We start from the raw sequence: 24947 nt of genomic DNA, 5'->3' as shown, positions 1-24947 counted from the left end.
GTTTAGGACTGAGAACCTGCCTCTAAAAGGCTGTCCTAGTGTTTTTGCCATAAAGCAGCAGAAAGCCTTACACGCCGTGCGTTGTATCAAAGATGGTCGCGTCGACGATTCAGGTAGTCTAGGAACGGCCAAATGACCAAAGGTAGCCAAAATGCGTCTGGCCACTTTCAATGTACAAAATCTACGACTGCGCGAGAGGCAGGGACGCCTGGTTCTTGATGGCGCCGTGGATCAGGACTTTGATGACCGGCCCAGATCGGTCGATCAGGATATTGCTGACCGAACTTTGACCGCCAAGGTCATGGCGGCGGCGCAAGCCGATGTCATTGCTCTTCAGGAAGTGTTTGATGATGAGTCCCTGGACTTCTTCCATGACCAATTCCTGCTCAAGGCCGGGTCACCTCTTTACCCTGCCCGCACTTGTTTACCCGGCAACGATGGTCGTGGCCTCGATGTGGCTGTGCTTTCAAAGGTCGCACCGCTGTCCGTCAAAAGCCATGCGCATCTGACTGGTATAGATTTTGGGCTGACAGATTTGCCAGAAGACCTTCGAAATTTTCCACTCTTTCGTCGCGATTGCCTACAAGTCGACTTTGAAACTTTCACGCTGTTTGTTTGTCACTTCAAGGCGCCTTATCCGGATAAAGCCAAGGCTCAGATAGTACGGGAGGCCGAGGCGCGCGCTGTCCGGAAGATTGTCGAAAGCCGTTTTCTGAAGCCAGAAGACGAGCGATGGATAATTGTGGGAGATTTTAATGAGCCCTCTTGGGGGCGCGGCTCTGACCCGTCGGCGCTTGAACCATTAAAGCAGGGCTTTTCTGAGGATCTGCTGGATCGTTTGCCACGCGGAACCGATTGGACCTTCGAAGTGCCGGACACGCATGTGCACTCACGGCCAGACCGGATTTTTGTGTCCCCGCGATTGGCAAAAGAATACCCAGATGTCGTTCCCCAGATAGTGCGAACTGGAATGACCCGATATCTCTCTGAACCCGGCTCTTTTGCTGTTCATGACACAATGCAGAACCATGCAAGTGATCATGCTCTCGTCTATGCGGACTTTCCCGGGCTCTAATCGGTGTAATTGAGTTGCCGAACCTCAATCAAACTCCAGCAAATGCATGAGGTGCGAGGTTACGATGTAACTATGCCGGCGGGAGGGAAATGCATCTGCGTTTCTTCCCGCCGGTCAGACAGGTTTTCTCTGATGGGACCGGCGTAGAGCCTATTGTGTCGGCATCAGGAATATTTCGTTCACGGCACACCTCGGATCAGCGTTCAAAGCGTGCATCACCGCGTCAGCCACATCTTCGGGCTGGAGCTTGTCTGGTTTCGGCGTGTCGAAGAAGGGTGTGTCCACCATGCCGGGAGCCACCACGGTGCAACGCCCACCGAAAGACTTCATCTCCTCTGACAGGTTCCCACCGTAACCATGCACGAACCACTTAGAGGCGCCATAAACGGATCCCGATATATGGCGTCGTCCGGCAGCTGACCCTGTCAGCAGCAAGTGGCCCTTCCGTTCTTTGAGATACGGCATTGCTGCCTTCACGGTCCAGAGTACGCCGAGAATGTTGAGCCGGATCATCTGCTCCCATTCGCCGGGATCGCCTGCATCGGTCCCCGCCGCGGAAAGACCCATACCAGCGTTTGCGAAGGCCGCATCAATACCGCCAGTTTCATTGGCAAAGGTCTTCATCGCGCTATGCTGGCTGTCCAGATCAGTCGCATCACCCGGTAGGGCTGTTGCTTTGCTGCCCAGACTTTTTGCCAAAGCGTCCAGCTTGTCCTTGGAACGCGCAAAAAGACCTACCCGCCAGCTGGCGCTCACAGCTGCACGTGCCGTGGCTGCTCCAATGCCGCTTGAGGCGCCTGTGATGAAAAGTGTCTTATCCATGTGATTATCCTCATTCTCGTTGACGGGTTAAGGCTTTTTGAACTGCGTCGTCCCAACCTAAGTAAAACTCATCATGATCGCGTATCACGGGACGGGTCATCACCTTCGGCTGGGCGGATATCTGCGCTTCTGCCTCAGAGTTTTTAAGCCAGTCATTCAGCGCCCGATAGTCGTTCGAAGTTCGGTCTACCAAGCGATCTCCAAACTCAACAATCAACTCCGCAAGTTCTGCTTCGCTCAGAGGCTCCGCCCGAACATCGCGGAAACTGACGTCCCTCCCGGTTGCCTCCAACGCCTTCAAGCATCTTTGACAAACTGCGCAGGTCCTCAATCCGAAAATTATCACGCCTAAATCTCCTGTTCAGTGGTCTGAGATACTCTTCCACTTCATCGTTCATTCCGAACACAACCACAACGTTGCATCAGCTTCACCGCCGTTTACCGCGAGCCTTCGGGGGCTTGTTGCCGCGCGAACTAGAGCCAGATGGAGTGTTTTCGCGATCTTCTTCGCGAAGCTTCCTCCATCGGTCAAGTCGCGCCGGGTCGAGCATACCAGCTGCAACCGCGGCCTGAACTGCACAGCCCGGTTCGTACGCGTGGGTGCAATCTCTGAAGCGACACGTGGGTGCAAGTTCGCTGATCTCTGCAAACAGAATGTCCAGACCTGCGGCAACATCGCTGACATGAAGCGTCCGCATTCCCGGCGTATCAATTAGCCAACCGCCACCTTCAATAGCATGGAGCGAGCGCGACGTGGTTGTGTGGCGCCCCTTGGCGTCGTTCTCTCGAATGTCGCCTGTAAGCTGCGCTTCGTCAGGTGGCTTGGCAGCGAGTGTGTTCAGCAATGTTGATTTCCCCACCCCAGATGATCCGACAAGCGCAACGGTTTGCCCGGGTCTACACCAAAGAGCCAGAGCCGCTGCCGCTTCATGCGTTTTCGCGTTTAACGAAACAACAGCAATTCCGGATTGAAGGGCTGCTGCCTGCTGTTGATAGGACTCTACTTCAGTGACCTTATCTGCTTTCGTCAGAACGATCACCGGGGTTGTTCCGGCTTCATTTGCGAGGGCTAGATATCGCTCCAGCCTGGCCGGATTGAAATCATCATTGCAGGACGTCACGATGAAAAGCGTGTCCACGTTTGCGGCGATGAGCTGCTGGTTACGCGCACCCACGGTACGGCGCTGCAGAAGGGTGCGTCTTTCCAACCAACGAACAAGCATGCGGGTTTGAGGGTCGACCAGGACCCAATCCCCAACGGCAAAATCCGTCGTATTGGTTTGAGAAGGAAGGCTTAGCCTTACCGGACCTTCTTCGGATTCAGCTGTCACCCGGGACCGATGTACGGTTGCAATACGCATACGGGCATAATCTGCCTCGCCGGGTTCCAGTTGGACGGAAAAGAACTCCGACCATCCGAGGGCAGCCAAAGACCTTGAATTTTGATTGAATGAATGGGGCACGGTTGCTTGAATGCACATGGCATCAGATCGATGCAAGCCTTAGTGCACTCTCTGCCAAAAAGACGTCTTTCGGTCGTGCCGCGTGCGCAAGTTTTCCAGATAACTCAAATGCGGTACAAACGACCCGTAATCGCTGATTATGTCATCAACTGCCGCACAGTCCATCAGATGATCAGCTGCATGGCCATAGCGGGTTGAGCGACCCTCAGTGAGCGCATGATCAATCATGGCCCGCCACAGCAAAACCGCCGCCAAAGGATGCTTCTCTCGCAGGGCTTCAGCACCTGGGGTCAGGATGTGATAGAGATCCCCATCCAGTTCATCAGCACGGCTCTCGATCAGGCGCGCAGCACAGGTCAGGTCCGGCCAATCCAGAAAGAACATCAAAGCCAGGTGCAGGTTTTCAAAATCCAGAGCCTTGGCCTTTGCTTTGTCCTCCGCCTCAATATCATCAAAGTCGGGTAAGACCTTAAGATAGTCCCGCAAAAGGTCCGGATTAAGCGTGTCACTGAAGCGGGCCCAACGATGGGACTGAGCCTCATCAATCCGGTCAAGCGCGATCAGACAGGCAATATATGCCGCATCCCATTCCTTTTGGCCGAACGCGCGTCCGCTAAGGTCTGCGTCAGTCAGTGTTTTCAGCGCCTCCTTGACTTCACCCTGCGAAAGCAACAGTTGAGCAACCTCGGCAGCTATGTCAGGACGCGCTAAATCACGCGCTGAATACTGGGCAATATAGGCCGTTGTGTCGCCCTTCGCTTCTGCGATCTCCTGCAGGCACATCTTTATCAGGCGGTCTTTCTGATCGCTCACGTAGTTGCCGCTGTTGCTGCGCAGATCACGGAGAAAACGGAGCGCCTCATGATCGTCCTGCAACGCTTCTGCAGGCATCTCGCGATAGGCTTCGACCAAGTCTTTGAGGGCCTGTAGGCCGTCCTCTCTCAGTGTAGGCGCAAGAAGCCCGATGATCCCATCAAATTCGCCATAGCCGTTATCGCGCAGTGCATCCCACACGCGGGATGCCAAAGCTTTTGGATCGAGAAAAGCACGGGGCCCGATATCTTCAAATCGTGCCAGTGCTTTCCGGAAGACATCACCGACATCGCCACGGCTGTCATCCACCCGTTCATAGACTGACGGTGCAAGTTCGATGAACTGCCACAGCAAATCAAAGGCCTCTGTCGGCTCTTCAGGGGCTATCTTTTCGGTGATCATGTCAACTTGAGTGCGGAGGTCTTTGATAAGGGATTTGCGCTTGCGCCATCCCACAAAGCTGGTCGATTTGCGCAGCGACACGAGTCGCTTTCGTACGTCCCGTGCAAGCTCTGTCGCGCCAACATTGTGGCTCAGTTCAAGCCGCAGTCGACGCTTTATGTCGGCGCTGCCAGTGCTGACCTCGAGCAGTAAATCTGCCAGACGCTCTGCGCCCAGCTCGGTCAGGTTGTCCTTGTTGAGGGTCTTCTTTGACATGCCGTGTTTGTGACACCCGCCGTGGGGAATGAAAAGGATAGCTCAGCCAGGGGGCTGCGATCTCTGGGGACTGTGGTGCTGGGCAGATCCCTGTGCAGGGGTCGCTTGGGTCCTTCCCAGGGTACGGCCCCTCTCAGGGGGTGCGCTGAGCCTCGGTTCTCCGCAGTTTTTGGGGTATCCTGATACCACAACTTATTTTCCCTGTGAGGGGGATTTAATGCGCTGTGTGGGATCGAGATTACCCTGAGAGTGCTGCGGGGGGTTCTGAGAGCATCTAGTAGGGGGTAGTAGGGGTTTAGTAGCCCCCCTACTAGGGGTTTCGGCCATATAAACAAGGGGAATCTGAGAGTATTAGTAGGGTAGTAGGGGTATATAAGTTAAAAGTATATGATATATAGAGTGTGTATATAGGGGGGCGGGACAGGCCCACCCGGCCCGAAAAGCGCCGAAAAACCCGGAAATCTGCGTAGGTCTTTGAAGGCTTGCTACCCCCTACTACCCTACCAAACAGATAGTGTTTTTTTTCAAGGGGTTACAAAATTGACCCCCTACTACCCCCTACTACCCCCTACTAGACGAAAAATCCCCCTCACGGGGAGCCTGATACACTCAGATACACTGTGGGGGTGCTACAGGAGATCGTTATCCGGGACGGCCCTCAGATGGCGAGACCTTTTTTCCTCCCGGATGATCTCCACTTCGCCGTCATTCATCATCTGCAACATATGCTTTCTGGCCTCTATCTCGGCTGTTTCCTTGATGTTGCGAGCCATCTCGCAGACCCCCAACGAGTAGCGTGTGAACGAAAATTCGGTGAGCGACCCATCGTCCTTGAACAGTTCCCGGAAGTCAGCGAAGCTGAAAGAGGCGATCTTCAAGGCGGCGTCCTCCGTCACTTTGGTGCGGTGGGCGATCTCAGCGTTGGCCTGTTTCCATTTAGTCTTGCGTGTCATTGTAGTCTCCTGTCAGGGTTAAAGCAGGTCGTCGTAGTCGTCGTCGTCGGCAACTTGTGTGGACCCGGATTCGGGGGCCTGCGCCGGATTGCAAACACGGAACCCGCGCTTACGCTCTTCGTCTGTAATGTCGGGCCGGATCATCCACATCTTCTGCTTGCCGCCGATGGTTGCGCGGTTCCGGGTGGCTGGGACATTCTCTTTGCCTTTGCCGTGAATCCAGCCCTGCTCTTTCATCTTCGACACGACCTTGCTCCAAAACTGTTCGGCCTGTGCGGTGATGGGGGCATTGGCGTTCATCCCCAGGGCCTTCCGCATCGCATCCTGTTGGGAAAAGGCAACCCGGCACACCATCGCAGTGAGGGGGACTCCGTGGAACGTGTCGTCGCCATCGAGCAGCTTCTCCGTGTCGCGCTCTTGTCGGTTAAAGAGTTCTTGCAGCGTCAATCCTTCGTCCAACCATTCGATGATGGTCTCCATCCAGCCTTCCCATGCCTCGCTCTTACGGGCGCGCTCCTGCATCTGCTTGGCGGTCTCGGCAGCCTCGCCTTGGAGGAACAGCGGCAGGGTGCCGTAGGGCTGCTCTGCGCGCATCTCGTCGTAACCCAGTGCAGCGGCCTGCCAGATCGCGTCACGGTCGCGCTCGATGCGGTCCGTGTCGATCTGCTCGGCGGTCATCTCGACGATCAGGTAGCGGCGGCCACCAGTGGCGTCCCGGAGGTATTCCTTGTCGTTCGTGGTGCCCCAGATCACGCACTGGCGCGGGAAGCTGGTCCTGCTTCGGTCGTAGACCATCCGCACATCGTCCTGCTGCCGCGACATGAACGCCTTGGCGTCGTTGGCCTCGGACTTCGCCATGGCCGACAGTTCCGGCAGTTACTGAGTGATCTTTGCGATCGCTAGGCAATTGCGGCAAGTTGCTGGCGCTTGAGTGATGTCGAGTGCGCCTGATCGGCACATAAGGAGCCCTTGGGCGCTTTCTTGATCGATTGTGAGAAACCTGAACAGTGGGGCTCAACGGTGTCTATTTCGAGTGTTTGGCTAGATACAACAACCATGGAACCAGAAACGTGACTGAGAACTCCGCAAAGCTGAACTACATTCCTTTTGAGAGCTTCGAGGTTGGGCAAAAGCACACCTTTGGGGCATACGAGGTGACCGAAGAAGAGATCATCGAGTTTGCCCAGAAGTATGACGCACAGTTCTTCCATCTGGACCGTGAGGCAGCCAAAGACTCGCTGTTTGGAGGCCTTTGTGCCAGCGGGTGGCACACCTGCGCGATGACCATGGCAATGATGGTCGAGAACATGGATGGCAAGGGCCGCTCTCTTGGGTCCCCCGGAATTGACAGTCTTAGTTGGCTTCGACCGGTGTATCCAGGTGATGTGCTCTGTGTGGAGCAGGAAGTACTTGAGACCAACCCATCGAAAAGCCGTCCGGAGATTGGGATTGTGGTCAGCAAGGTCTCAGTGAGCAATCAGAAGAACGAAGTGGTCATGGAATTCATAAGCAAGGGAATCTTTCGTAGAGGTAGCTAGGGTCACCTGGTTGTGAAGCCGGTCGCGCTGATTGGACATCTCCTCTTCGATAGGTCATCCTAGGTCAAGTAGTCTCTAGGCTGGACCTTGCGCCACTATTTCTCAGGAAACCGCTTTTGAAAAGAATCCTTGTTTCATTCGCCGCTCTACACATGCTCTCAGCTCCCGCTCAGGCACAGTCTTTCGATGTAGATTTCATCGCCTATGGAAAGACGGAGCAATTCTTTGAGGCTTTGTCAGGAGAGCTGATGGTCGTCAGGAGCGGATCAACGTTGGATCGGGTTGAGGGCCTTGGGGGCACGCTCCTAGAGGGCATGACCATGCGATGCTTCGGTGCGACGACAATCCTGATGGGTCGCCCGAACGGCACAGGGAACTGTGTGTTGACAGATCTCGACGGTGACCAAGTCCTACAGGCTTGGACGGTTGATGATATTGCTCCAGGTGCTGCTTTCGGAACGTGGCACTTTATTGGCGGGTCGGGAAAGCACGAAGGCATCAGCGGTCGTGGCCATTATTCTCAAACCACGGAATCGATCTCAGGTTCACGGGAATTAACGGTCAGCGGCGTCGCTAACTGGCCGAAAGACTAGCCACGTCGGCTAGGGCGCATTGCAGTTTTCCGATTTGCATCATACTTGATCGTTGATCCGTCGAATGGCCGCTCTGTCCCGCTTCTGAGACATCAAGCACAACCGCAGCGAATGGCCGAAATTGGTGAGAGCAGTAGTTGCGGGCAAAAGCGGACTTTGCCGCGGGTGCTAGCAGACTAATTTGAACCAGCCTTCAGAAGGACAGTGAGACTGTCTGTTATTTCGTGCCGAGACCACGCCACTTGGCCAGAGCAACGGCGCGGTTGAGTTTGAAATTGGATCGTGAGTGAAGGCTTCTTTCCCAATTGAACAGGTTGTAAATTGAGGCATGGACGGCGGCGAATTTCTGCAAACTTCGCATGCGCCTGAAACGAAGCATCGCTCTCTCCCGTCGTCGAAACGGCAGATGTGAATTCTCTGCCCTATTATTCAGCCAGCGACCTGTTTCCTGCCTGCCAGATGCACCGATCTCCTTCAGCGCGGCACCGTATGAGCGCAACAGGTCCGTGACTATGACTTCCGGGCAACCATGCTTACGCATTGCTTTCTTGAGAAATTTTAACGCAGCCTTCTTGTCTCGCGTCTTTGTGAGGTAGCTTTCCAGAACTTCGCCTTCGTAATCGACAGCTCGCCAAAGATAGTGTCTCTCGCCGTTGATCTTGACGAACATCTCGTCAAGGTGCCAACGCCATCGGCTGGATTTCATGGCCTCGATCCGCCGTTTCCGGATCTCACTGGCGAACATCGGCCCAAAGCGATACCACCAAAATCGTACGGCTTCATGACTGACATCGATGCCCCGTTCGTGCAGGAGATCTTCGACATTGCGAAGGGACAGAGGAAAACGAACGTACATCATAACCGCCAGGCGGATCATCTCTCGGCTCGCTTTAAAGTAGCGAAATGGGTCAGATTTGGTCATAAACGGAGGCTACAAACCCGCCCGGCCCGTCTCAAGCCAGTTTGCTCTGACAGTGCCTCGCTGAGTGCTCTCGGACTCAGCTGAGACCTGGAAAGCGGCAACATCTCTGGGCCGCCAAGGTGAGCCGCCTATCCGAGGGACAGCACTTTTCCGGTGGCGTATATCTCATAGGTACGATGGCCAGATTGATACATTGGGTCTCCTTCGATCAGCCCTACAATGTCGTCCCTGTCCACAGCCTGTACGATCCACATACCTCCCTTTGGATCGGCATCTTCTTCGTCGGACAATGACATTCCCTCGACAAAGATCTCTGTGTGTGCGGTCAGGTAGGCGACATGATTTGCGAAGTGCTTCTCCCTTACACTGAGCATATCCGGGGTATCTCTGAACAATACAATCCAGTGGTTCACTTGCTTGGCCTATATCTGAATCAGTTGCAGGTCTTCGGCGATGGTTACACTTCGCCCAAAGGTGTCTGAGGCAGCTTGGATCGCGCGGTCAAAACGCTTAGGTTCATCCATGTGCTTCCGGAAATGGGTGAGCATCAATGCGCGCGCGCCAACCCGCTTGGCCATGGCACCGATTTCCGAAGGAGTTGGTGTCGTGGCCGCCATCTTGGGGTTCACATCCTCGCCATCCAGCCGGTAGCACCAGTGCAACAGAAAGTCGGCATTCTGGCAAATTGTCTCTACCGCCGGGCAAAGGCCTGCGTCGCCTGAATAGACGAATTTCTTGTCTGCAGTTGTCAACGAGAATGCCATGCATTCAAGAAACGGCTGCGCATGTGGCGCTTGGCAGGATTGGATTTGCCATCCGTCACCCTTCATCATCTGGCCGGGTGTGATCTCGCGCACCACTGGTTCGGGCCAAGGGCGTGGTAGGGTGCCGCCACGGGCAAGCCAGACTTCCTGGCTTTGGGGCAATTCGGTGCGGGCGCGCAGGTCATGGGATAGCACACCTTCGGGACCGAAATAGCCGTCAGTGATGGCTTTGATCGGGGCGGGCCCGTAGACCTGAATGGGCGCGCCACCTTCATCCCAGGCAGCATGAACCAAGCGGGCGTAGTCCATCATGTGATCGGAGTGGAGGTGGCTGAAGATAATATGCGTGATGTCTGAGGGGAGCCGTCCGGACCGCAGGAGATTGTCAAAAACGCCGCCGCCGCAATCGAAGAGGATGCGGTCGCGGCCGATCTCGACCAGATAGCCGCTAGAGGCACGCCTCGCGTAGGCTTCGGGTGAACCTGAGCCAAGGATCGTAAGTTTCATTGCGCCACCGCAGGAGGTGGTGTTGCCCCCGGCGCGCCAAGGGCGAGGGCGGCCTTGCGTCCGCCGTGGCGCTCGATCAAGGCGGCCTGATCCTTGAACGCCTGTGCGTCAGTCTGTTCCGGATCGCATATCTTGAGCAATTCGGTATGCAGATCCTCCAGGATCGCTACGCATGACGGATCGCTGGCCCGGTTTTTAAGTTCTTCGGGGTCGTTTTCCAAATCGAATAGCTCATCCGGAAAGCCCACATAGCGGATCAACTTCCAGTTCCCCTTGCGCAGCATGAACGCCCCCGAAACTGCACCCGCCGCGTGATACTCCGCAAAGACGACGCGTTCCTTATCGGTGGGCCGCTTGATAAGCACTGCCAGGTCGGTAACCCCGTCCGCAGTATCAATCTCAGCATCGAAATGCTTTGCGATCGTGGCTGACAGGTCGAGCAGGCTGACAGGGCTATCACAGACACCTACAGGCACATCTGGACCCGCCATGATTATCGGTACGGCAGCGCTTTCCTCGTACATATTCGACTTGCCCCAGAGACCGCGCGCCCCCACATTGTCGCCGTGATCGGACGTGTAGACGACCGTGGTGGTGTCGGTCAGTCCCGCCCGATCAAGCGCGTCCAGAATTTGTCGGACGTTATGATCCAGCCAAGTGCAAAGGCCATAGTACGCGGACATTGCGGCAAGCCTCTCATTCTCGTCCGTGAATTTGGCTTCGCTGTCCATGAACGCGTTCTGTTTCTCGATCCATGGGTGGCGTGGATGCCCGTTATCAGGGTGCAGCTTTGCCGGTGGCAACATGTGTGGAGGGTATAGATCGAAAAATTCCTGCGGCACGATCAGGGGGAAATGCGGTGCCACCAAACCGACATAAAGGCACCACGGCTGATTGTCTGCGGCGTGATCCGCGATCCAGTCCTTGGTCCGTTTGACGACAGCTGCATCATATTCGGTGTATTTGCTGTCGCCCGGTCCGATGTAGTCGCCCAACATGCGCTTTGGACCCAGAATACGCTCGTCCTCTTTTCGGATACTTGCCCAAACCATGCCGACACCACCCGCCACCATCATGGGAATATGTTCGATATCGAACCCGGCCGGGTCGCCCTCGGCGCGATAGTGTAGCTTGCCAATGCTTTCGACCGGTATGCCCTTTTCCTGCAGTGCATGCCCCCAACCCCGGATCGACCCATCATAGGGCATAGCATTATCCCATAGTCGCGTCTGGTGGGGATAAAGCCCGGTGGCGAAACTTGCCCGTGCGGGAACGCAGATCGGGCTGGGCGTGTACGCGCTGGTAAAGCGTGTGCCTCGCGCTGCAAGCGCATCGAGGTTCGGCGTTTGAACGAAGGGATGGCCCGCACACCCCATTGCGCGCGCCTGATGTTCATCAGACATTATGACGAGCAGATTAGATTTGGTCATTCGATATCCCTGATCTTCGAAGCCTCTTCGATCTTCTCAAGCACCCGGTAAAAGGTCGCGAGGTCGTCTTCTGGAACATCGGCCAAAAGCAAGGTCTGTCTCGCCTCCATTGTGGGCATCATCTGGTCGCTCAGGCGTTGGGCCTTTTCGGTCAGGTGAAGATGCTGCACCCGCTGGTCGTGCTTGTCCTTCTCGACCCGCAGCAACCCTTTCTTCACCATCGCACTGATCTTGCGGCTAAGCTGGCCCTTGTCCATTTGGACGTGACCCGAAAGCTCTGTCATTGAAGCGTTCTCGAACATGCGAAGTGATTGGATGAGGCGCCATTCTACAAGGGACAGGTCCGCTTTGGATCTCAGCAGAAAGGTGGCCTGTGCGTTCAGGCTGTTTTGTAGCCGCGCAAAGCGGAAGGTCACAAAGGACGATGGAGTCCGAAAGCTGGAGGCGATGTGTTTGTTCATGCGCCCAAGGTTCATGAAATAATTTGACAGGTCAACTAATTTGTGGATTCCTCTGCTTCAACAAAAAACGGGAGGAACAAACATGACGACCTTTTTGAAGGCGACAGCTGCTGCAGCGATCCTGTCGATCGCATCCGTTACATCCGCACTTGCGGAGGGGCATGGCTGGAAACCCGAAGGCCCGATCAAGATGATGATCGCCTTTGCTGCAGGTGGCGGTGCCGACACGCACGCGCGCTTGATCGCTGAAGACCTGCAAGCGGCAACCGGTTGGGAGATCGTACCAGAGCAGGTCACCGGCAAGGGTGGCGTGAACGCGCTGGTAGCGCTCAAGGAAATGCCTGCCGATGGGACGGCGATTGCAATGGTCGTGACCGAGTCGATTGGCTACAATGCTGCCGCTGCCAAGGGCGCCGGTATCTCCCCGTCCGATTTCACTGGCCTGACCACAACTGCGGGCTTCCAGATGGGCGTCGTGGCCAAGGCTGAAAAAGGCTGGACGTCCTTCGAAGACATGATCGCGGCTGCCAAAGAAGGTGAGCTGCGCTTTGGCACCATGTCCCCCAAGCTTTCGGATCTCGCCTACCTGCTCGGTGAGGCGCATGGCGTCGAGTTCAATATTGTGCAGGTCAGGGGCGGCAAGGCCGTCATGAACGGTGTGCAGGCGGGTGACATGGACCTTGGCTTCATGGCCGGCATCCAGGGCAAGGGCGTCGCCTCGGGCGATCTGGTCAACCTTGCGTCCGCCCTTTCCGAACCGCTTAAGCAGACGCCGGACGCCCCGACCTTTGCCGACCTCGGTGTGTCGTTCAACGCCGATGGCTATTTCGTCTTCGTGGCACCAGCAGGCATGGACCCTGCTGCGCGGGAGGCGCTTACCGCAGCAATTGTCGAATCCACCAATTCAGGCAAGGCTAATGGAATGATCACCAAGGCCTTTGGTGGACCCGTCAACATCCAGGGTGCAGAGCTTGACGCCTTGTTCCAGTCCGACTTCGAGGCCGCTGGCGCTTTGATGGAAGCGGCGCAGTAGCCCTTCAGACCCTGGAGAGGGCCAGCCTATGAAACCCGGACACTCTGCGGACATTTGGCTGGCCCTCTTCTTTTTGGGCTTTGCGCTAATCCTCATCTTTGTCTGGATACCCTTGGACACAGGCACCGGGTTGGTCGAAAAGGTCCGCCGTAAATTTGTCATCGGTGACGCCCTTGCACCCACCGTGGCAGCTGTAGCCATCGCGCTTGGCGCAGCACTGGGTCTGCTGCGGCCTGCGAACGGCAGGGCGCTGACCCGCGCGAACGTCATCTGGTGTGCATGCCTTCTTGGTCTGTTCACAGTCTCTCTCGTCCTGATGCGCTACGCGGGCCCCTTGGCCGCGGCTTGGACTGAGAGCGGCTATCGCCCGCTACGGGCGTCACTGCCCTGGAAGTACATCGGTTTTCTGTTGGGCGGCACAGTCATGATTGGTGGACTGACCGGGCTTACAACGCGCCGCCTGTCTCTCAAGGACTTCGCCATTGGTTTTGCCGCGACCCTGTTGATCGCCCTGGCCTATGACTTGCCTTTTGACGATCTGATCCTGCCCCCTAACGGAGACCTTTGATGGGCATCTGGGATCATGTCATCGCGGGTGTATTGGCGGTTTTCCAGTCCGACCCGGTACTGGGCGTACCGCTCACCATACTAATGGTTCTGGGTGGGTTCCTTCTGGGCATCACCGTGGGCGCCACACCGGGGCTGGCGGGTCCGATGGCCATGGCCATCTCCCTGCCGATCCTGATCTCGATCTTCGGGTTCTCGAACGACGCGCTGCTGCCGGTGCTGGGCTTCCTGATCGGCATCATGAAGGGGGCGACCGTGGGGGGTGCTGTGCCCGCGATCCTCTTTAACACACCCGGCACACCCGACGCTTATATGACAACGCTCGACGGCTATCCGCTGGCGCAAAAGGGCGAGGCACGCAAAGCTCTGAGGGTGGCGCATTTCGCGTCGGCCTCCGGTGATACCTTTTCGGACATTGTGCTGGTAGTCTGCGCCCCCTTCCTTGCGATCATGGTCGAAAGCTATCTCGACTTGCCCGAGAAAACCGCGCTGCTGATCCTGTCGCTGGCCTTCATTGCTTCCGTGATCGGCGGGTCGGTCGGGAAAGGGATCATCTCGATGGGTCTCGGACTTCTGGCCGCAATGGTCGCCACCGGAGAGGACTTCTATCCACGCCTGACCATGGGGCAGCCGTCCCTGTCCGAAGGCATCCCGATTGCCGCTGCCATTCTGGGCGTGCTGATTCTGGGCGAAGTTTTCAAGGCACTTGAGGACATCTATCTGGACGACAGATCGGCTAAAGCGCAGACCGGTGTGAACGTCCAAGAAAGCAAGGTTGAGTTCTTGGAGCTGCGCAAACTCTTTCCCTACATCGGTCGTTCCGCTGTCATCGGCACCTGCATCGGGGCCTTGCCGGGTATTGGCTCCACCCTCGCAGCAACACTCGGTTACACGACCGCAAAACGCCGCTATGCGATCAAGAAATCAGCTAGCGACCCTGAATTTGGCGAAGGTGCGCCCGAAGGCATCGCGGCGACCGAAGCTGCCAACAGCTCCGTCTCTGGCGCCAACCTCATCCCGGTCTTGTCATTAGGCATCCCAGGCAACGCGGCGGCGGTCTTTCTGATCCTTGCCATGGACTCTATCGGTGGCTTCAATCCCGGCCCTTCAGTATTTAGGCTGGACGGCGGGATCGGGGACGGCGCGCTCAATCCGGAAATGGTCATGGCCTTCGGGCTATTCACAACGATGTTCGTGGCGAATGGCTTCAACTGGACCATCGGCGGCATCTTTATGCGGGTCGTGGGCGTTATGGCGCGCATCCCCAAGGCGCGGCTTTTGCCCATCGTGTTGCTGCTGACTCTCACCGCGATCTACGTGCAGGAAACTTCCATGGTTGCGGTCTGGATTACCATTTTCTGCGGGTTTCTCGGCTACATCATGCGCCGTGTGGGCATGTCGCCGCTGCCCTTCGTCATCGCCTTCATTCTGGGCGGAAACCTTGAAGCCACGGCGCGGCAAGCATTCGCGGCAACCGGCGCGGACCCCTTCTTCCTTTTCAACAGTCCAATCGCACTGGTCTTCATCCTGCTGGCGATCGGCGTCGTGATCTACAGTCTCAGGAGCACTGCCCGATGACACGCCCCAACATTCTTCTAGTGTCGGCAGACCAACAACGCGCAGATTGTTTCGGGTTCATGGGACGCAACATCAAGACGCCGCACCTGGATCAGTTGGCGGCGGAGGCCACGCATTTCACCTCCTGCATCACCCCTTCGGTCGTGTGCCAGCCCGCGCGGGCTTCCATCCTGACGGGACAGCTGTGCCGCACCCATGGTGTGCACGACAATGGCATCGACCTTGATCCGGAGGTGGGCGAGAAGGGCTGGGCGGGGGCTATGGCGGCGGCGGGCTACCAGACAAGCTTTTTCGGCAAGGCGCACTTTTCGACCTATCACACCTACGAGCCTACGGGCACACCGGAATGCCTGCGGTCCTCCGCGCAATACGGTGCGGATTGGAACGGGCCCTACATGGGGTTCCAGCATCTCGAGCTGATGCTGGTAGGACACAACTGGTGGGCACCGGAAAAGCCGCCCGCAGGCCAACACTACGAGCGCTTCTATCACATGGACGGCCGTGGCGACGAAAAGACCAAGCTGATGTGGGAGAACGCTGGCGACACCAAGAATGCCGCACAGGTCTGGCACTCGCGCCTGCCCGTGGCCTGGCACAACACGCCCTGGACCGCCGACCGCACGATCGAATGGCTGAAACACGGGCGCGACCCGGATAAGCCCTTCTGCACCTGGGTCAGCTTTCCCGATCCGCATCACCCCTTTGACTGCCCTGAACCCTGGTCTTGGCTGCACAAGCCTGAGGACGTGGACCTGCCGAAGAACCGCACCCGCAGCTACGCAGGCAAGCCCTGGTGGCATGAGGCCGCGATGGAAGGTGAGCCCGCCGATCCGAAGTTTGCCGATATCCGGAAGGCCTATTCGCGCATCCAGCCGCAGACAGATGACCAGCTGCGCGAGATCATCGCCAACACCTATGGCCAGATCGCCTTTATCGACCACCAAGTTGGACGTCTGATGATCGCCCTGCAGGAGGCCGGGCTGGCTGAGAATACCATCGTGATCTATATCTCGGACCACGGTGACTGGCTCGGCGATCATGGTCTGATCCTGAAGGGCCCTATGCACTATGAAGGCCTTCTGCGCGTGCCTATGATCGTGCGCGGCCCCGGCATACAAGCGGGCGTCGCAGTCGATCAACCGGTCTCGACGCTGGACCTGGGACCGACATTCTATGACTATGGTTCGGCCACACCCTTGCAGACCCAACATGGATCAAGCCTGCGCCCCCTTCTAGAGACGGACATCGCCACCCGCGATTTCGCGCTGAATGAATGGGGTTTGCTACCCGGGCGGGTCGGTGTTGCGCTTGAACTTCGCACCGTGCGCACCCGCACGCATAAACTGACCGTCGATCTAAACTCTGGCGCGGGTGAGCTCTATGATCTTGTCGCCGACCCTGATGAGCAGGTGAACCTTTTCGACGCGCCCGAAGCGGCGGACATTCGCAGAGCTCTTGAAGGTTATATTTCCACGCGTCCCAACGATACCCGGCCCGATGGCACGCCCGTCGGAACAGCATAAGTTGGTTCAATGATTGTCGAGCCATTCCAGCTAGCCTAGAGGCGTGCGGTGCTCAAAGCGAGATATGCGTGATTTTCTTTTCAGGTGCTTCACTTTGGAGCATATGGCGTCCGCTTCGAAGCCTTCAGGCTCGCATTTACCACTAAGTTCCGCTTTCTGCCCTCGTTGACCGATGCCGCGCATAGGATAGCCGTCGGAAATGGGCTCGTGGACTAAGCCGCTCTCGCGGCATTGGCGCGTGTTGCCGCCGTCGTGATCCATTCCAGCGTGGCGCCAACTTTGCGATATAACGGACCTGCCTGACGATTGGGGTTTCTCAATCGGACAGGAGGTTTCCATGACACATGAGAAGATGAGCCCGCTGCGCGCGCGGATGATCGAGGACATGCGCATTCGGGGGTTGGCCGAGACATCGCAGAAGGCGCATATCCGGGCACTCAAGGACTTCACTGCGTTTCTTGGACGTTCGCCGGACACGGCGACGCCCGATGAGTTGCGCGCATATCAGCTTCACATGACCGATACTGAGGTCACGCCTTCGGTCTACAATTCCCGGATCACGGCGCTGCGGTTCTTTTTTGGCATGACCTGCGATCGGGAGGATATGAAGAAGTACATGCAGTTCCGCACAGAGCCGCGGAAGCTGCCGATTGTGCTGAGCTTCGAGGAGGTGTCGGCGGTGCTGGCTTCGGCACCGGGGCCGGGTCTCAAATACCGCGCGGCCTTGGGCATCGGGTATGGCGCGGGGCTCCGGGCCTCTGAGGTCACCAATCTGAAGGTGCGGGATATCGACAGCGACCGGATGCTGATCCATGTCGAGCGCGGCAAGGGCGGCAAGGATCGTGATGTGATGCTGTCGCCGTCTCTGTTGGCGCTGCTGCGCGACTATTGGCGCGAGGCACGTCCGCAAGGGTAGTTGTTTCCGGGCCAAAGCCGGGTTGAACCTCTGTCGCCCCGGTCTCTGAACCGCGCCTTCAACTCGGCAAAGGCGATGGCCGGGATCAAGAAGCCTGCGACGCTGCATTCGCTCAGGCACAGCTTTGCCACGCATCTGTTGGAGGCCGACACGGATGTACGGGTGATCCAAGTGCTCTTGGGCCATGCCAAGCTGACCACGACGGCGCGATACACCCATGTGGCCACCAAGACGCTGCGCAATGTCGCCAGCCCGTATGAGCATATGCAGGACGTGACCTGACAGGTGCGGCGGCGTGCCAAGGCACACGCTGGAGGTTGCCGACATCTTTCGAAGCCACGGCCCTGGATATCGCCGGGCCAATGCAGGGCATCTGAGCCTTTCGCAGCTCAAGGTCATGTCGGCCATAGAAGCCTGCCGGACCGAGGCGCTCGGTGGTCATGTGGCGGCCTGCACCAAATGCAATCACCAGCACATCGCGTATAACAGCTGCAAAAACCGGCACTGCCCAAGGTGTCAGGGACCGGCAGCAAGGGATTGGATGGCGGCAAGGTCTGAGGATCTGCTGCCCGTGGAGTACTTCCACCTCGTCTTCACGCTGCCAGCCGAGATCGCCCGCATCGCCTACTGGAACAAGCGAGCAATGTACGGCCTCTTGTTCAAGGCATCAGCCGAGACGGTGACGACCATCGCCGCCGATCCCAAGCGCCTCGGTGCACGCGTCGGCATGACCAACGTGCTCCACACCTGGGGCTCGGCAATGACGCATCACCCGCATGTGCATATGATCATGCCGGGCGGCGGGCTCTCGCCGGACGGCACAAGGTGGATCGCCTGCCGCCCCGGTTTCTTTCTGCCGGTGCGCGTCCTATCCAGGTTGTTCCGGCGCCTGTTCATCAATGGGCTGATGGCGCTGCATCACACCGGGCAGCTTGCCTTCTTCGGCGATCTGAACAGCCTGGAGGATGCCGAGGCCTTTGCCAGCTATCTCGCTCCGCTGCGCAAAGCCGAATGGGTGGTCTATGCCAAACCACCCTTTGGCGGCCCCGAGGCCGTGCTGGCCTATCTCAGCCGCTACACTCACCGCGTCGCCATCTCGAACCACCGCCTGGTCAGTGCCGATGCCGACAGCGTGGCGTTCCGCTGGAAGGATTACCGCATCAAGCGGGGCGACCGGATGAAGGTCATGCGACTGGCCACACATGAGTTCATCCGTCGTTTCCTGATCCATGTTCTCCCCGACGGCTTCCACCGCATCCGCCACTACGGCCAGCTCGCCAGCGCCGCCCGCAAAACCAACATCGTAAAGATCCGCACATTGCTCGGCGCGGAAGCGGGCGTGCAGGACGACGCATCCGCTGCTGAGATCGTCCCGCTTACCCTGCGTGAACCCTGCCCGGAATGCGGTGACCCCATGCGCATCATTGAGACATTCCGGCGCGGCGAGACCCCACGATCCCGCGCTCCACCGAGGAAACAGGCCGCATGACCGACTGCCCGTTCATCCCATCCACCGCAGACCGGTTGCTTCAGCAACACCGGCCGAGCCCGCCTGTCTGTAGCGGTCCGGAAAGTCGCAAGGACGGCGCAAAACGGCTCGTTTCCGGGTTGAAGGCTGACCAAAGCCTCGGGCAAAACCTGGAATCGGCCGCCCACAATACCCGCGCCAACGCATCAGTGCCGACCACAATCTCAGACGACCGCGCTCTTTCCCCATAGGCCGCACCCAGACCCCGCGGCTTCCTCCCTGAGAGGTTTGTCAACGCGGGCCACAGTCACCCCCAGCCGATAACGCGCACAATGGCCCGCATCGAAAAACCTTCATCGCTTGGGTCATCTGACTCTTTTCATCAGATGACTGGTAAGTTGCCGTCAGCGGCTACTGATGCCTAACCCATGCCGCAGCAACGTCCGCTTTCGCACCGCAACGACCGCCTTTGCCAACACCGGCCACTCGTTATGACTGCGTCCGATGTCTCAGAAGCGGACAAACCTGACTTTAAAGGTCTTGAATGTATTCAATTCCGAGGCGGATTGGTAGCAACTGTCCTGCTGTCGAGTTTCTTTTCTGACGAAAAAGACCACAGTCTGCTAAGCTTGCGATGCGAAGCTGAGACTTGGAGGTCAAAGATGGAACGCAGGCTGGCAGCGGTCTTAGTCGCTGATATGGTCGGCTACTCTCGCCTGATCGAGCGTGATGAGATCAACACTCTGAATCGGCAGAAACAGCACCGGCGCGAGTTGATCGACCCAGAAATTGAAAGAAATCGTGGCAGGATCGTAAAGACAACCGGTGATGGCATGATTGCTGAGTTCGCGTCAGCGCGGGATGCTGCCCGCTGTGCAATTGACATCCAGATTGGCATGGCTGGCCGCGAAGAAAGCCATGATGCAGACAACCGCATCCAATATCGCGTCGGCATCAATATTGGTGATGTAATATTTGATGGCGACGACATGTTCGGTGACGGTGTAAATGTGGCAGCCCGTCTCGAAAGCCTAGCCGAACCTGGCGGAGTATGTATTTCGGATATTGTTCATCAAACCATTTCCGATGGACTTAATGAAACATTCCGCGACCTAGGTAGTCAGAGGATCAAGAACATCTCGAGACCGATCCGGGTCTGGCAGTGGGCAATGAACCAACCAAAACAACTCGAAAGTCCGGTGTTGTCGCAGGGACAGAAGGTCCGGTTTTGTAGTTCGGAAGACGGAACGCAGATTGCCTGGGCTAGGGTAGGAGAAGGAGCCCCAGTACTCAGAGCACCTCATTGGATGAGCCATTTGGAATATGAGTGGAACAACCCTCTGTTTGGTCCATTCATTAACCGTTTTGCGAAGGCGACTGCCTATCATCGGTTCGATCAACGCGGGAACGGTTTGTCGGACCGTCATATCACAAACATCTCCATAGCGGCCATACGGCAAGACATGGAGGCAGTGGTGGCGGCAGCAGGCTTGGACCGTTTCGCACTCTTTGCTGCAAGCCAAGGCGCTGGTTTTGCCGTCGATTATGCAGCGCGCTATCCGGAGAAAGTTACGTGCATCGTCTTTCTTGGAGGCTATCTGCGGGGATCACTGGCCAGAAAATGCCCTGAGCAGGAGAAGTTCTACAATCTAAGCCGTCAGATGATTGAAGACGGCTGGGGATCGCCAAATCCAATATACAGGCACTTCTTCACCTCTGGCTTTGCCCCAGACTGCGACGCAGGAACCTTATCGATGTTCGACGAGCTTCAGCGTGTTGCCACTGACACGGGGGATGCACTTCGCCTATTTGATATGCTGTCCAATTTCGATTTCAAAGATCAAGCAGAGGGGCTCAGGGTTCCAACCTTGGTCTTGCATGCGCGTGGAGATCGCCGTGCACCTGTTGAGGAAGGCCGACTGATCGCTCGCACAATTCCAGGGGCTGAGTTCATCGAGCTGCCAGGGAACAATCACATGTTGACTGAAGGAATGCCGGATTTTGATCAGTTCTTCGAACATGCGTTGCCGTTCATTCGGGCTCATACCCTCCAACAGTCTTAGCGCAAAGATAATGCCGTATTCAGGAACCTTCTTTGGCAAGCTTTCCCCGTCAGATTAGCGCTCAAAAGCTTCCGCTCAGGGCTCTGCTGAAACATCCGAGTCTTTCTATCGGATGACCTCAAAGCCGCTGTCAGCAGTCATTCATGCCTAACTCGCGGCGCGGCAAAGTCCGCTTTTGCGCACAACAACCGCTCTTAATAACTTCGGCCATTCGCTGCGGAGACGATCGATGTCTCAGATGCGGACTTTGCTGAACTTCGGCGTTCCCGCTCGAACTGGGGCGAACGGCCCATTCCCGACATTCGTAGACCTGGCAAACTGATCAACTTTCCTCCCCGAACCGGACCTTCGTACATGGCGCAGCAATGCAGGCGTAGCTGCAACTGGGGGGCGGATACGCTACCGAACACAGATACTGCGCAGACCCGCCAAGTTGAAGCGTCTTTCAAACGCGCTTCAGATTGGACCAACATAGTGTTACTCTGGAAGGCCTGCTGCTCGGAGACCTTTCTGGAAGCGCTCCTGACCGACAGGGTCAGTGATCTGGATGAAGCTTGTAGAGATGCTGGCGCCGGGCGTGCGCGCCAGGATTGCAGAGACCGTTTGGCGCGCCTTGTCATCCTGTCCAAGCTGCCCGTAAGTCGCAGCGCGCCACCAGAGGTTCCCGATAAACTTTGGGTTCTTGGATCGCGCGATTTCGAGATGTTCTAGCGCTTCGTCGTAGCGACCCTGCAGATAGATGGACTGCCCTAGCAATTGGTCTGGCAGCCAGTTGTGATAAGGGTTCAAACGCACCGATAGATTCAGTAACTCTTCTGCCTCTGCACCGCGGCCAAGAAAAACCAATGCCAAAGCGGATCGGGTCAATAGATGCGGGTGGGCCGGTTCCAGCTCCATCGCGCGCTTGAACTCCACAAGCGCACCTTCGTAATCGCGCAGGTTCAAAAGTGTTTGCGCGAGAACTTGACGTGAATACCAATCATCCGGAGCCAGCCGGACAACCTCACGGCCAATTTCGAGTGCCCTCTCCAAAGCAGCTTGCGGATCATCTGCAACCCGGAAGTATCCGGTTTGCGTTTCGACAAAGCCGAGCAGGGCCTTAGCTCTGACGAAATCGGGATCCACGGCCAACGCCTGTCGCGCCAAAGCGCGCGCGCTTTCGTAGGAAACCGGCGTGTTGACCCAACTTGCCTCATCAGCGCGTGCCCAAAGCAAAAAGGCTTCCGGATTTTCTGTAAAGCGGTGCGGGTCTTGTACACGCTCTAGGTCTTCTGACAATTGTCGGGCAAGCTGCGTGACAAGTGCATCCTGCAGATCGAACACATCTTCGGAGGCACGCTCGATGCGGTCGCTCCACACAATGCGTCCAGACAAGGCGTCTATCAACTCGGCATCGATGCGCACTCGCTCACCGAAGCGGCGCAATGTTCCACGTACGACTTGCGCCACGCCAAGCTCCTCCGCAATTGTCGCGGGGCTGGTCGTCTGTCCGCGATAACGTTCGGTGGAACTGCTCGCGATCACGAATAGGCCCCTGACGCGTGCAAGGCTACGGGTCAGATCTTCGCTCACGGCGCGCGCGAGCAAAACGTCGTCTTCCGAGCTGGATAGCGACATGAACGGTAGAACCGCGACAGATGGTTCTTCAGGCAGCACCAGCTGCATCCGCGACAGCGACGCAGCCTCGACATCTGCAGGCCGCATTCGATCATAGGCCAGTATGCCGCCGAATAGCAGAGTAAACACCGAAACGGCGACAAGGACCCATCGTGGCACCCGTCGTGTCACGGTCCGTGTCTGAGCGGCAGGAGCACTACCCGGTTCCCCGACACTAAACACGCGAACCGGGCGAGAGATGTTCTTCACCTCGATCTCTCCCAGATCGTGCAGCGTCACACTCAGCTTGTCTCGGATCTGATCTCTGGCCGAGCGCGAGATTGCGATGCCTCCGGGTTCCGCTAACGCCTCAATCCGCGCGGCGACATTGACCCCGTCGCCATGCAGATCATCGCCTTCAGCGATCACGTCGCCCAAATTAATCCCTATCCGCAGGACCAGTTCGCTCTTATCCGAAAAGTCTTTCTGGATCACCCCAGCGCAATCGACGGCATCGACCACTGAGGCGAACTCGGCAAGAAACCCATCACCCATCGTCTTGAATAGGCGCCCCCGATGACGTTCGAGCGCCGGAGCAATAATCTTGTCAAATGCTGCGTTCAATCGTGCGCGGGTCCCTGTTTCGTCGCGCTCAATTAGACCAGAATAACCTACAATGTCGGCTGCGAAGACTGCTGCGAGTCGACGTTCAATTCTCTCTTCAGTCATGCAAGCCAACCGGTTGGATCATGCGGTAGTATTACTTTGGAACGTCTGTAACGCATATGATTATTATCACGAGAAGCCAACGTATTCGAGTGCGGCAACTTCGCCTATGCGACCACGTATCTTACCGCCTGCTAGCTCTTTCCATTCATGAGGGCGGTTCGCCAAAGCTCCAGAGCGCACCAAGAGATCCCGTGACACGACTAAGCCCGTGTCCGTAGCTTTGGCAATTTCCTGAAGACGGGCTGCGATGTTCACTGCATCGCCCAATACCGTAAATTCCATCCGGTCGTGCGCCCCTACAGCGCCTGCAAAAACAACACCCGCATGAGCTCCGACCGTCACGGCAAGTGCAGACGCGGCACCGTCGGATCGCCTTTGGTTCCAAGTGGCGACGCTATGCAGGATAGCGCGCGCAAATTCGACAGCTCTGGCTTCGCAGCCGGTGGTCTCGTCCGGCACACCAAACACAACCATGACAGCATCGCCGATGAACTTCTCGACAAATCCACCATGCCTGTCGACGTCGTTCGAAACCATTGAACGGAAGTCGCTGAGGAAATTGCTGAGCTCGGCTGGAGACATTGTCTCCGACATCCCGGTAAATGCTCTTACATCAACAAACACAACAGCTGCATTTTGCTGCCTTCCGGCAGAAAGAGCTTCAATGCCTTGTTCGGCTGCAAGACTGGCAATGCGTTTTGGAAAGTAGCGAGACAAGTTCGCCGTTTTGATGGTGGACGAGATCGCAGCCTCCAGCGTCTTTCGGCGACGAAAAACTGCTAAGACTGACAAAATGGTCGCGATCCCAACAAAACCCCATCGCGCCGCATTCTGAACCGGTCCAAAGAAGAACGCAGGGTCCACCGATGCTGCAACGCTTGCCTTGCTCATCTCGGCATCTCCAGTTGCGAATGCTGAAAACAGCCACAACGTAGCCGAGAAGCTGATGCACGCCACTATCGTTGGTCCGACCGTGTAACGCATCGTTGCCAGGATCAGTATCGAAAAGAAAAATATGTATCCCGGTACCGCAGCATGCAGCGACATCGATGATCCAGTCACAGTCAGCGCAAATCCGATCAAAAGGGCTAGTGAAACTCCGTCAACCGCGGTGAAAATGAGGCTCAACCACGGACGAAAGAACCTCTTCATTGAAAAGACGGCTGAGATGACCGAAATGGTCCCGTAAGAGACCAAATAGGTCAGTACCACAGGAGCGACAGGCAGGCGCGTGCCTCCAGCAATCAGAAAGATCGTGATTGCTATCGAGACAACTATAAGTCTTGCAAATGCGGAGAAGAATTGAGCTTCGCGTTCAGCGGCCATGATCTGCGGCTGCATCTGATCCGCCTTCAGAGTCTTGCTAAACATCCATTGACTTAGGACTGGAGGGCCAAAGTGAGCGAACTTTCTTTCATGAAACCTACTATTGCTTTGATGTTAATTTCTACGACTGTTCCACAGTAAGCCTCAGCA

At 56.8% G+C, this 24947-nt stretch carries 22 protein-coding genes and 1 pseudogene; 10 read left to right on the top strand and 13 right to left on the bottom strand.

All coding sequences use genetic code 11. The annotated features are described in order from the left end of the window. The first annotated feature begins 151 nt into the window (after positions 1-151). A complete protein-coding gene (locus GV827_RS19800) occupies positions 152-1075 on the top strand; it encodes an endonuclease/exonuclease/phosphatase family protein (protein WP_164355546.1) in 924 nt (307 codons plus the stop codon). A gap of 150 nt (positions 1076-1225) precedes the next feature. On the opposite strand, the gene GV827_RS19795 is transcribed toward GV827_RS19800, so the two are convergent. From GV827_RS19795 to GV827_RS19770, 6 genes are all read right to left on the bottom strand, one after another. Then, positions 1226-1897: an SDR family oxidoreductase gene (locus tag GV827_RS19795; protein ID WP_164355545.1), complete on the bottom strand. Its 672-nt coding sequence runs from the start codon at positions 1895-1897 to the stop codon at positions 1226-1228. A 10-nt stretch (positions 1898-1907) separates the two neighbouring features. Next, the gene (locus GV827_RS19790) at positions 1908-2243 is read right to left on the bottom strand and encodes an arsenate reductase family protein (protein ID WP_164355544.1); all 336 of its coding nucleotides are present in this window, start codon (positions 2241-2243) and stop codon (positions 1908-1910) included. An 82-nt stretch (positions 2244-2325) separates the two neighbouring features. Next, on the bottom strand, positions 2326-3378 hold the full coding sequence (rsgA, locus tag GV827_RS19785) for a ribosome small subunit-dependent GTPase A (protein ID WP_164355543.1): 1053 nt from the start codon (positions 3376-3378) through the stop codon (positions 2326-2328). Positions 3379-3399: 21 nt separating this feature from the next. Beyond that, positions 3400-4830 (bottom strand): DUF6880 family protein, encoded by a 1431-nt coding sequence (locus tag GV827_RS19780; protein ID WP_164355542.1) that lies wholly within the window; start codon positions 4828-4830, stop codon positions 3400-3402. Positions 4831-5459: 629 nt separating this feature from the next. After that, on the bottom strand, positions 5460-5783 hold the full coding sequence (locus GV827_RS19775; RefSeq protein WP_164355541.1) for a hypothetical protein: 324 nt from the start codon (positions 5781-5783) through the stop codon (positions 5460-5462). Between the two features lie 18 nt (positions 5784-5801). Continuing rightward, complete coding sequence (locus tag GV827_RS19770) at positions 5802-6650, bottom strand: VapE domain-containing protein (RefSeq protein ID WP_268895767.1); 849 nt, start codon at positions 6648-6650, stop codon at positions 5802-5804. Positions 6651-6853: 203 nt separating this feature from the next. Between GV827_RS19770 and GV827_RS19765 the strand changes: the two genes are divergently transcribed. Both GV827_RS19765 and GV827_RS19760 read left to right on the top strand, forming a co-directional pair. Further along, on the top strand, positions 6854-7321 hold the full coding sequence (locus GV827_RS19765) for a MaoC family dehydratase (protein WP_204325990.1): 468 nt from the start codon (positions 6854-6856) through the stop codon (positions 7319-7321). A 116-nt stretch (positions 7322-7437) separates the two neighbouring features. Next, complete coding sequence (locus tag GV827_RS19760; protein WP_164355539.1) at positions 7438-7914, top strand: hypothetical protein; 477 nt, start codon at positions 7438-7440, stop codon at positions 7912-7914. Between the two features lie 217 nt (positions 7915-8131). Here the strand turns inward: GV827_RS19760 and GV827_RS19755 are convergent, their stop codons facing one another. The 5 genes from GV827_RS19755 to GV827_RS19735 form a co-directional block, all read right to left on the bottom strand. Next, the gene (locus GV827_RS19755) at positions 8132-8836 is read right to left on the bottom strand and encodes an IS6 family transposase (RefSeq protein WP_164355538.1); all 705 of its coding nucleotides are present in this window, start codon (positions 8834-8836) and stop codon (positions 8132-8134) included. Positions 8837-8964: 128 nt separating this feature from the next. After that, complete coding sequence (locus tag GV827_RS19750) at positions 8965-9249, bottom strand: YciI family protein (RefSeq protein WP_164355537.1); 285 nt, start codon at positions 9247-9249, stop codon at positions 8965-8967. A 9-nt stretch (positions 9250-9258) separates the two neighbouring features. Further along, positions 9259-10107, bottom strand: coding sequence for an MBL fold metallo-hydrolase (locus tag GV827_RS19745; RefSeq protein WP_164355536.1), 849 nt, complete (start codon positions 10105-10107; stop codon positions 9259-9261). Continuing rightward, a complete protein-coding gene (locus GV827_RS19740) occupies positions 10104-11537 on the bottom strand; it encodes a sulfatase-like hydrolase/transferase (RefSeq protein WP_164355535.1) in 1434 nt (477 codons plus the stop codon). The genes GV827_RS19745 and GV827_RS19740 overlap by 4 nt, the downstream gene beginning before the upstream one ends. Continuing rightward, positions 11534-11998 (bottom strand): MarR family winged helix-turn-helix transcriptional regulator, encoded by a 465-nt coding sequence (locus GV827_RS19735; RefSeq protein ID WP_164355534.1) that lies wholly within the window; start codon positions 11996-11998, stop codon positions 11534-11536. Before GV827_RS19735 ends, GV827_RS19740 begins: the two co-directional genes overlap by 4 nt. An 82-nt stretch (positions 11999-12080) precedes the next feature. Between GV827_RS19735 and GV827_RS19730 the strand changes: the two genes are divergently transcribed. From GV827_RS19730 to GV827_RS19700, 7 genes and pseudogenes are all read left to right on the top strand, one after another. Then, positions 12081-13031 (top strand): tripartite tricarboxylate transporter substrate-binding protein, encoded by a 951-nt coding sequence (locus GV827_RS19730; RefSeq protein ID WP_164355533.1) that lies wholly within the window; start codon positions 12081-12083, stop codon positions 13029-13031. Positions 13032-13059: 28 nt separating this feature from the next. Further along, a complete protein-coding gene (locus GV827_RS19725; RefSeq protein WP_164355532.1) occupies positions 13060-13599 on the top strand; it encodes a hypothetical protein in 540 nt (179 codons plus the stop codon). After that, a complete protein-coding gene (locus GV827_RS19720; protein WP_164355531.1) occupies positions 13599-15176 on the top strand; it encodes a tripartite tricarboxylate transporter permease in 1578 nt (525 codons plus the stop codon). The genes GV827_RS19725 and GV827_RS19720 overlap by 1 nt, the downstream gene beginning before the upstream one ends. Continuing rightward, complete coding sequence (locus GV827_RS19715) at positions 15173-16699, top strand: sulfatase-like hydrolase/transferase (protein WP_164355530.1); 1527 nt, start codon at positions 15173-15175, stop codon at positions 16697-16699. The genes GV827_RS19720 and GV827_RS19715 overlap by 4 nt, the downstream gene beginning before the upstream one ends. Positions 16700-17036: 337 nt before the next feature. Further along, positions 17037-17897, top strand: a pseudogene (locus tag GV827_RS19710) (tyrosine-type recombinase/integrase). A gap of 13 nt (positions 17898-17910) precedes the next feature. Next, a complete protein-coding gene (locus GV827_RS19705) occupies positions 17911-19104 on the top strand; it encodes an IS91 family transposase (protein WP_164355529.1) in 1194 nt (397 codons plus the stop codon). A gap of 470 nt (positions 19105-19574) precedes the next feature. After that, entirely contained in the window at positions 19575-21146 is a 1572-nt protein-coding gene (locus GV827_RS19700) for an alpha/beta fold hydrolase (protein WP_235930493.1), read from the top strand. Between the two features lie 477 nt (positions 21147-21623). Here GV827_RS19700 and GV827_RS19695 read toward each other — a convergent pair whose 3' ends face one another. Together GV827_RS19695 and GV827_RS19690 are read right to left on the bottom strand one after the other, a co-directional pair. Beyond that, the gene (locus GV827_RS19695; RefSeq protein WP_164355528.1) at positions 21624-23471 is read right to left on the bottom strand and encodes an adenylate/guanylate cyclase domain-containing protein; all 1848 of its coding nucleotides are present in this window, start codon (positions 23469-23471) and stop codon (positions 21624-21626) included. A gap of 66 nt (positions 23472-23537) precedes the next feature. Then, positions 23538-24812, bottom strand: a complete 1275-nt coding sequence (locus tag GV827_RS19690) for an adenylate/guanylate cyclase domain-containing protein (protein WP_164355527.1) — start codon at positions 24810-24812, stop codon at positions 23538-23540. Positions 24813-24947 lie beyond the last annotated feature (135 nt).

The sequence above is a fragment of the Sulfitobacter sediminilitoris genome, from assembly GCF_010667575.1.
GTDB classification, from domain to species: domain Bacteria; phylum Pseudomonadota; class Alphaproteobacteria; order Rhodobacterales; family Rhodobacteraceae; genus Sulfitobacter; species Sulfitobacter sediminilitoris.
Note: the sequence above shows the minus strand (reverse complement) of the source record. Positions and strands in the feature narration are given on the sequence as shown.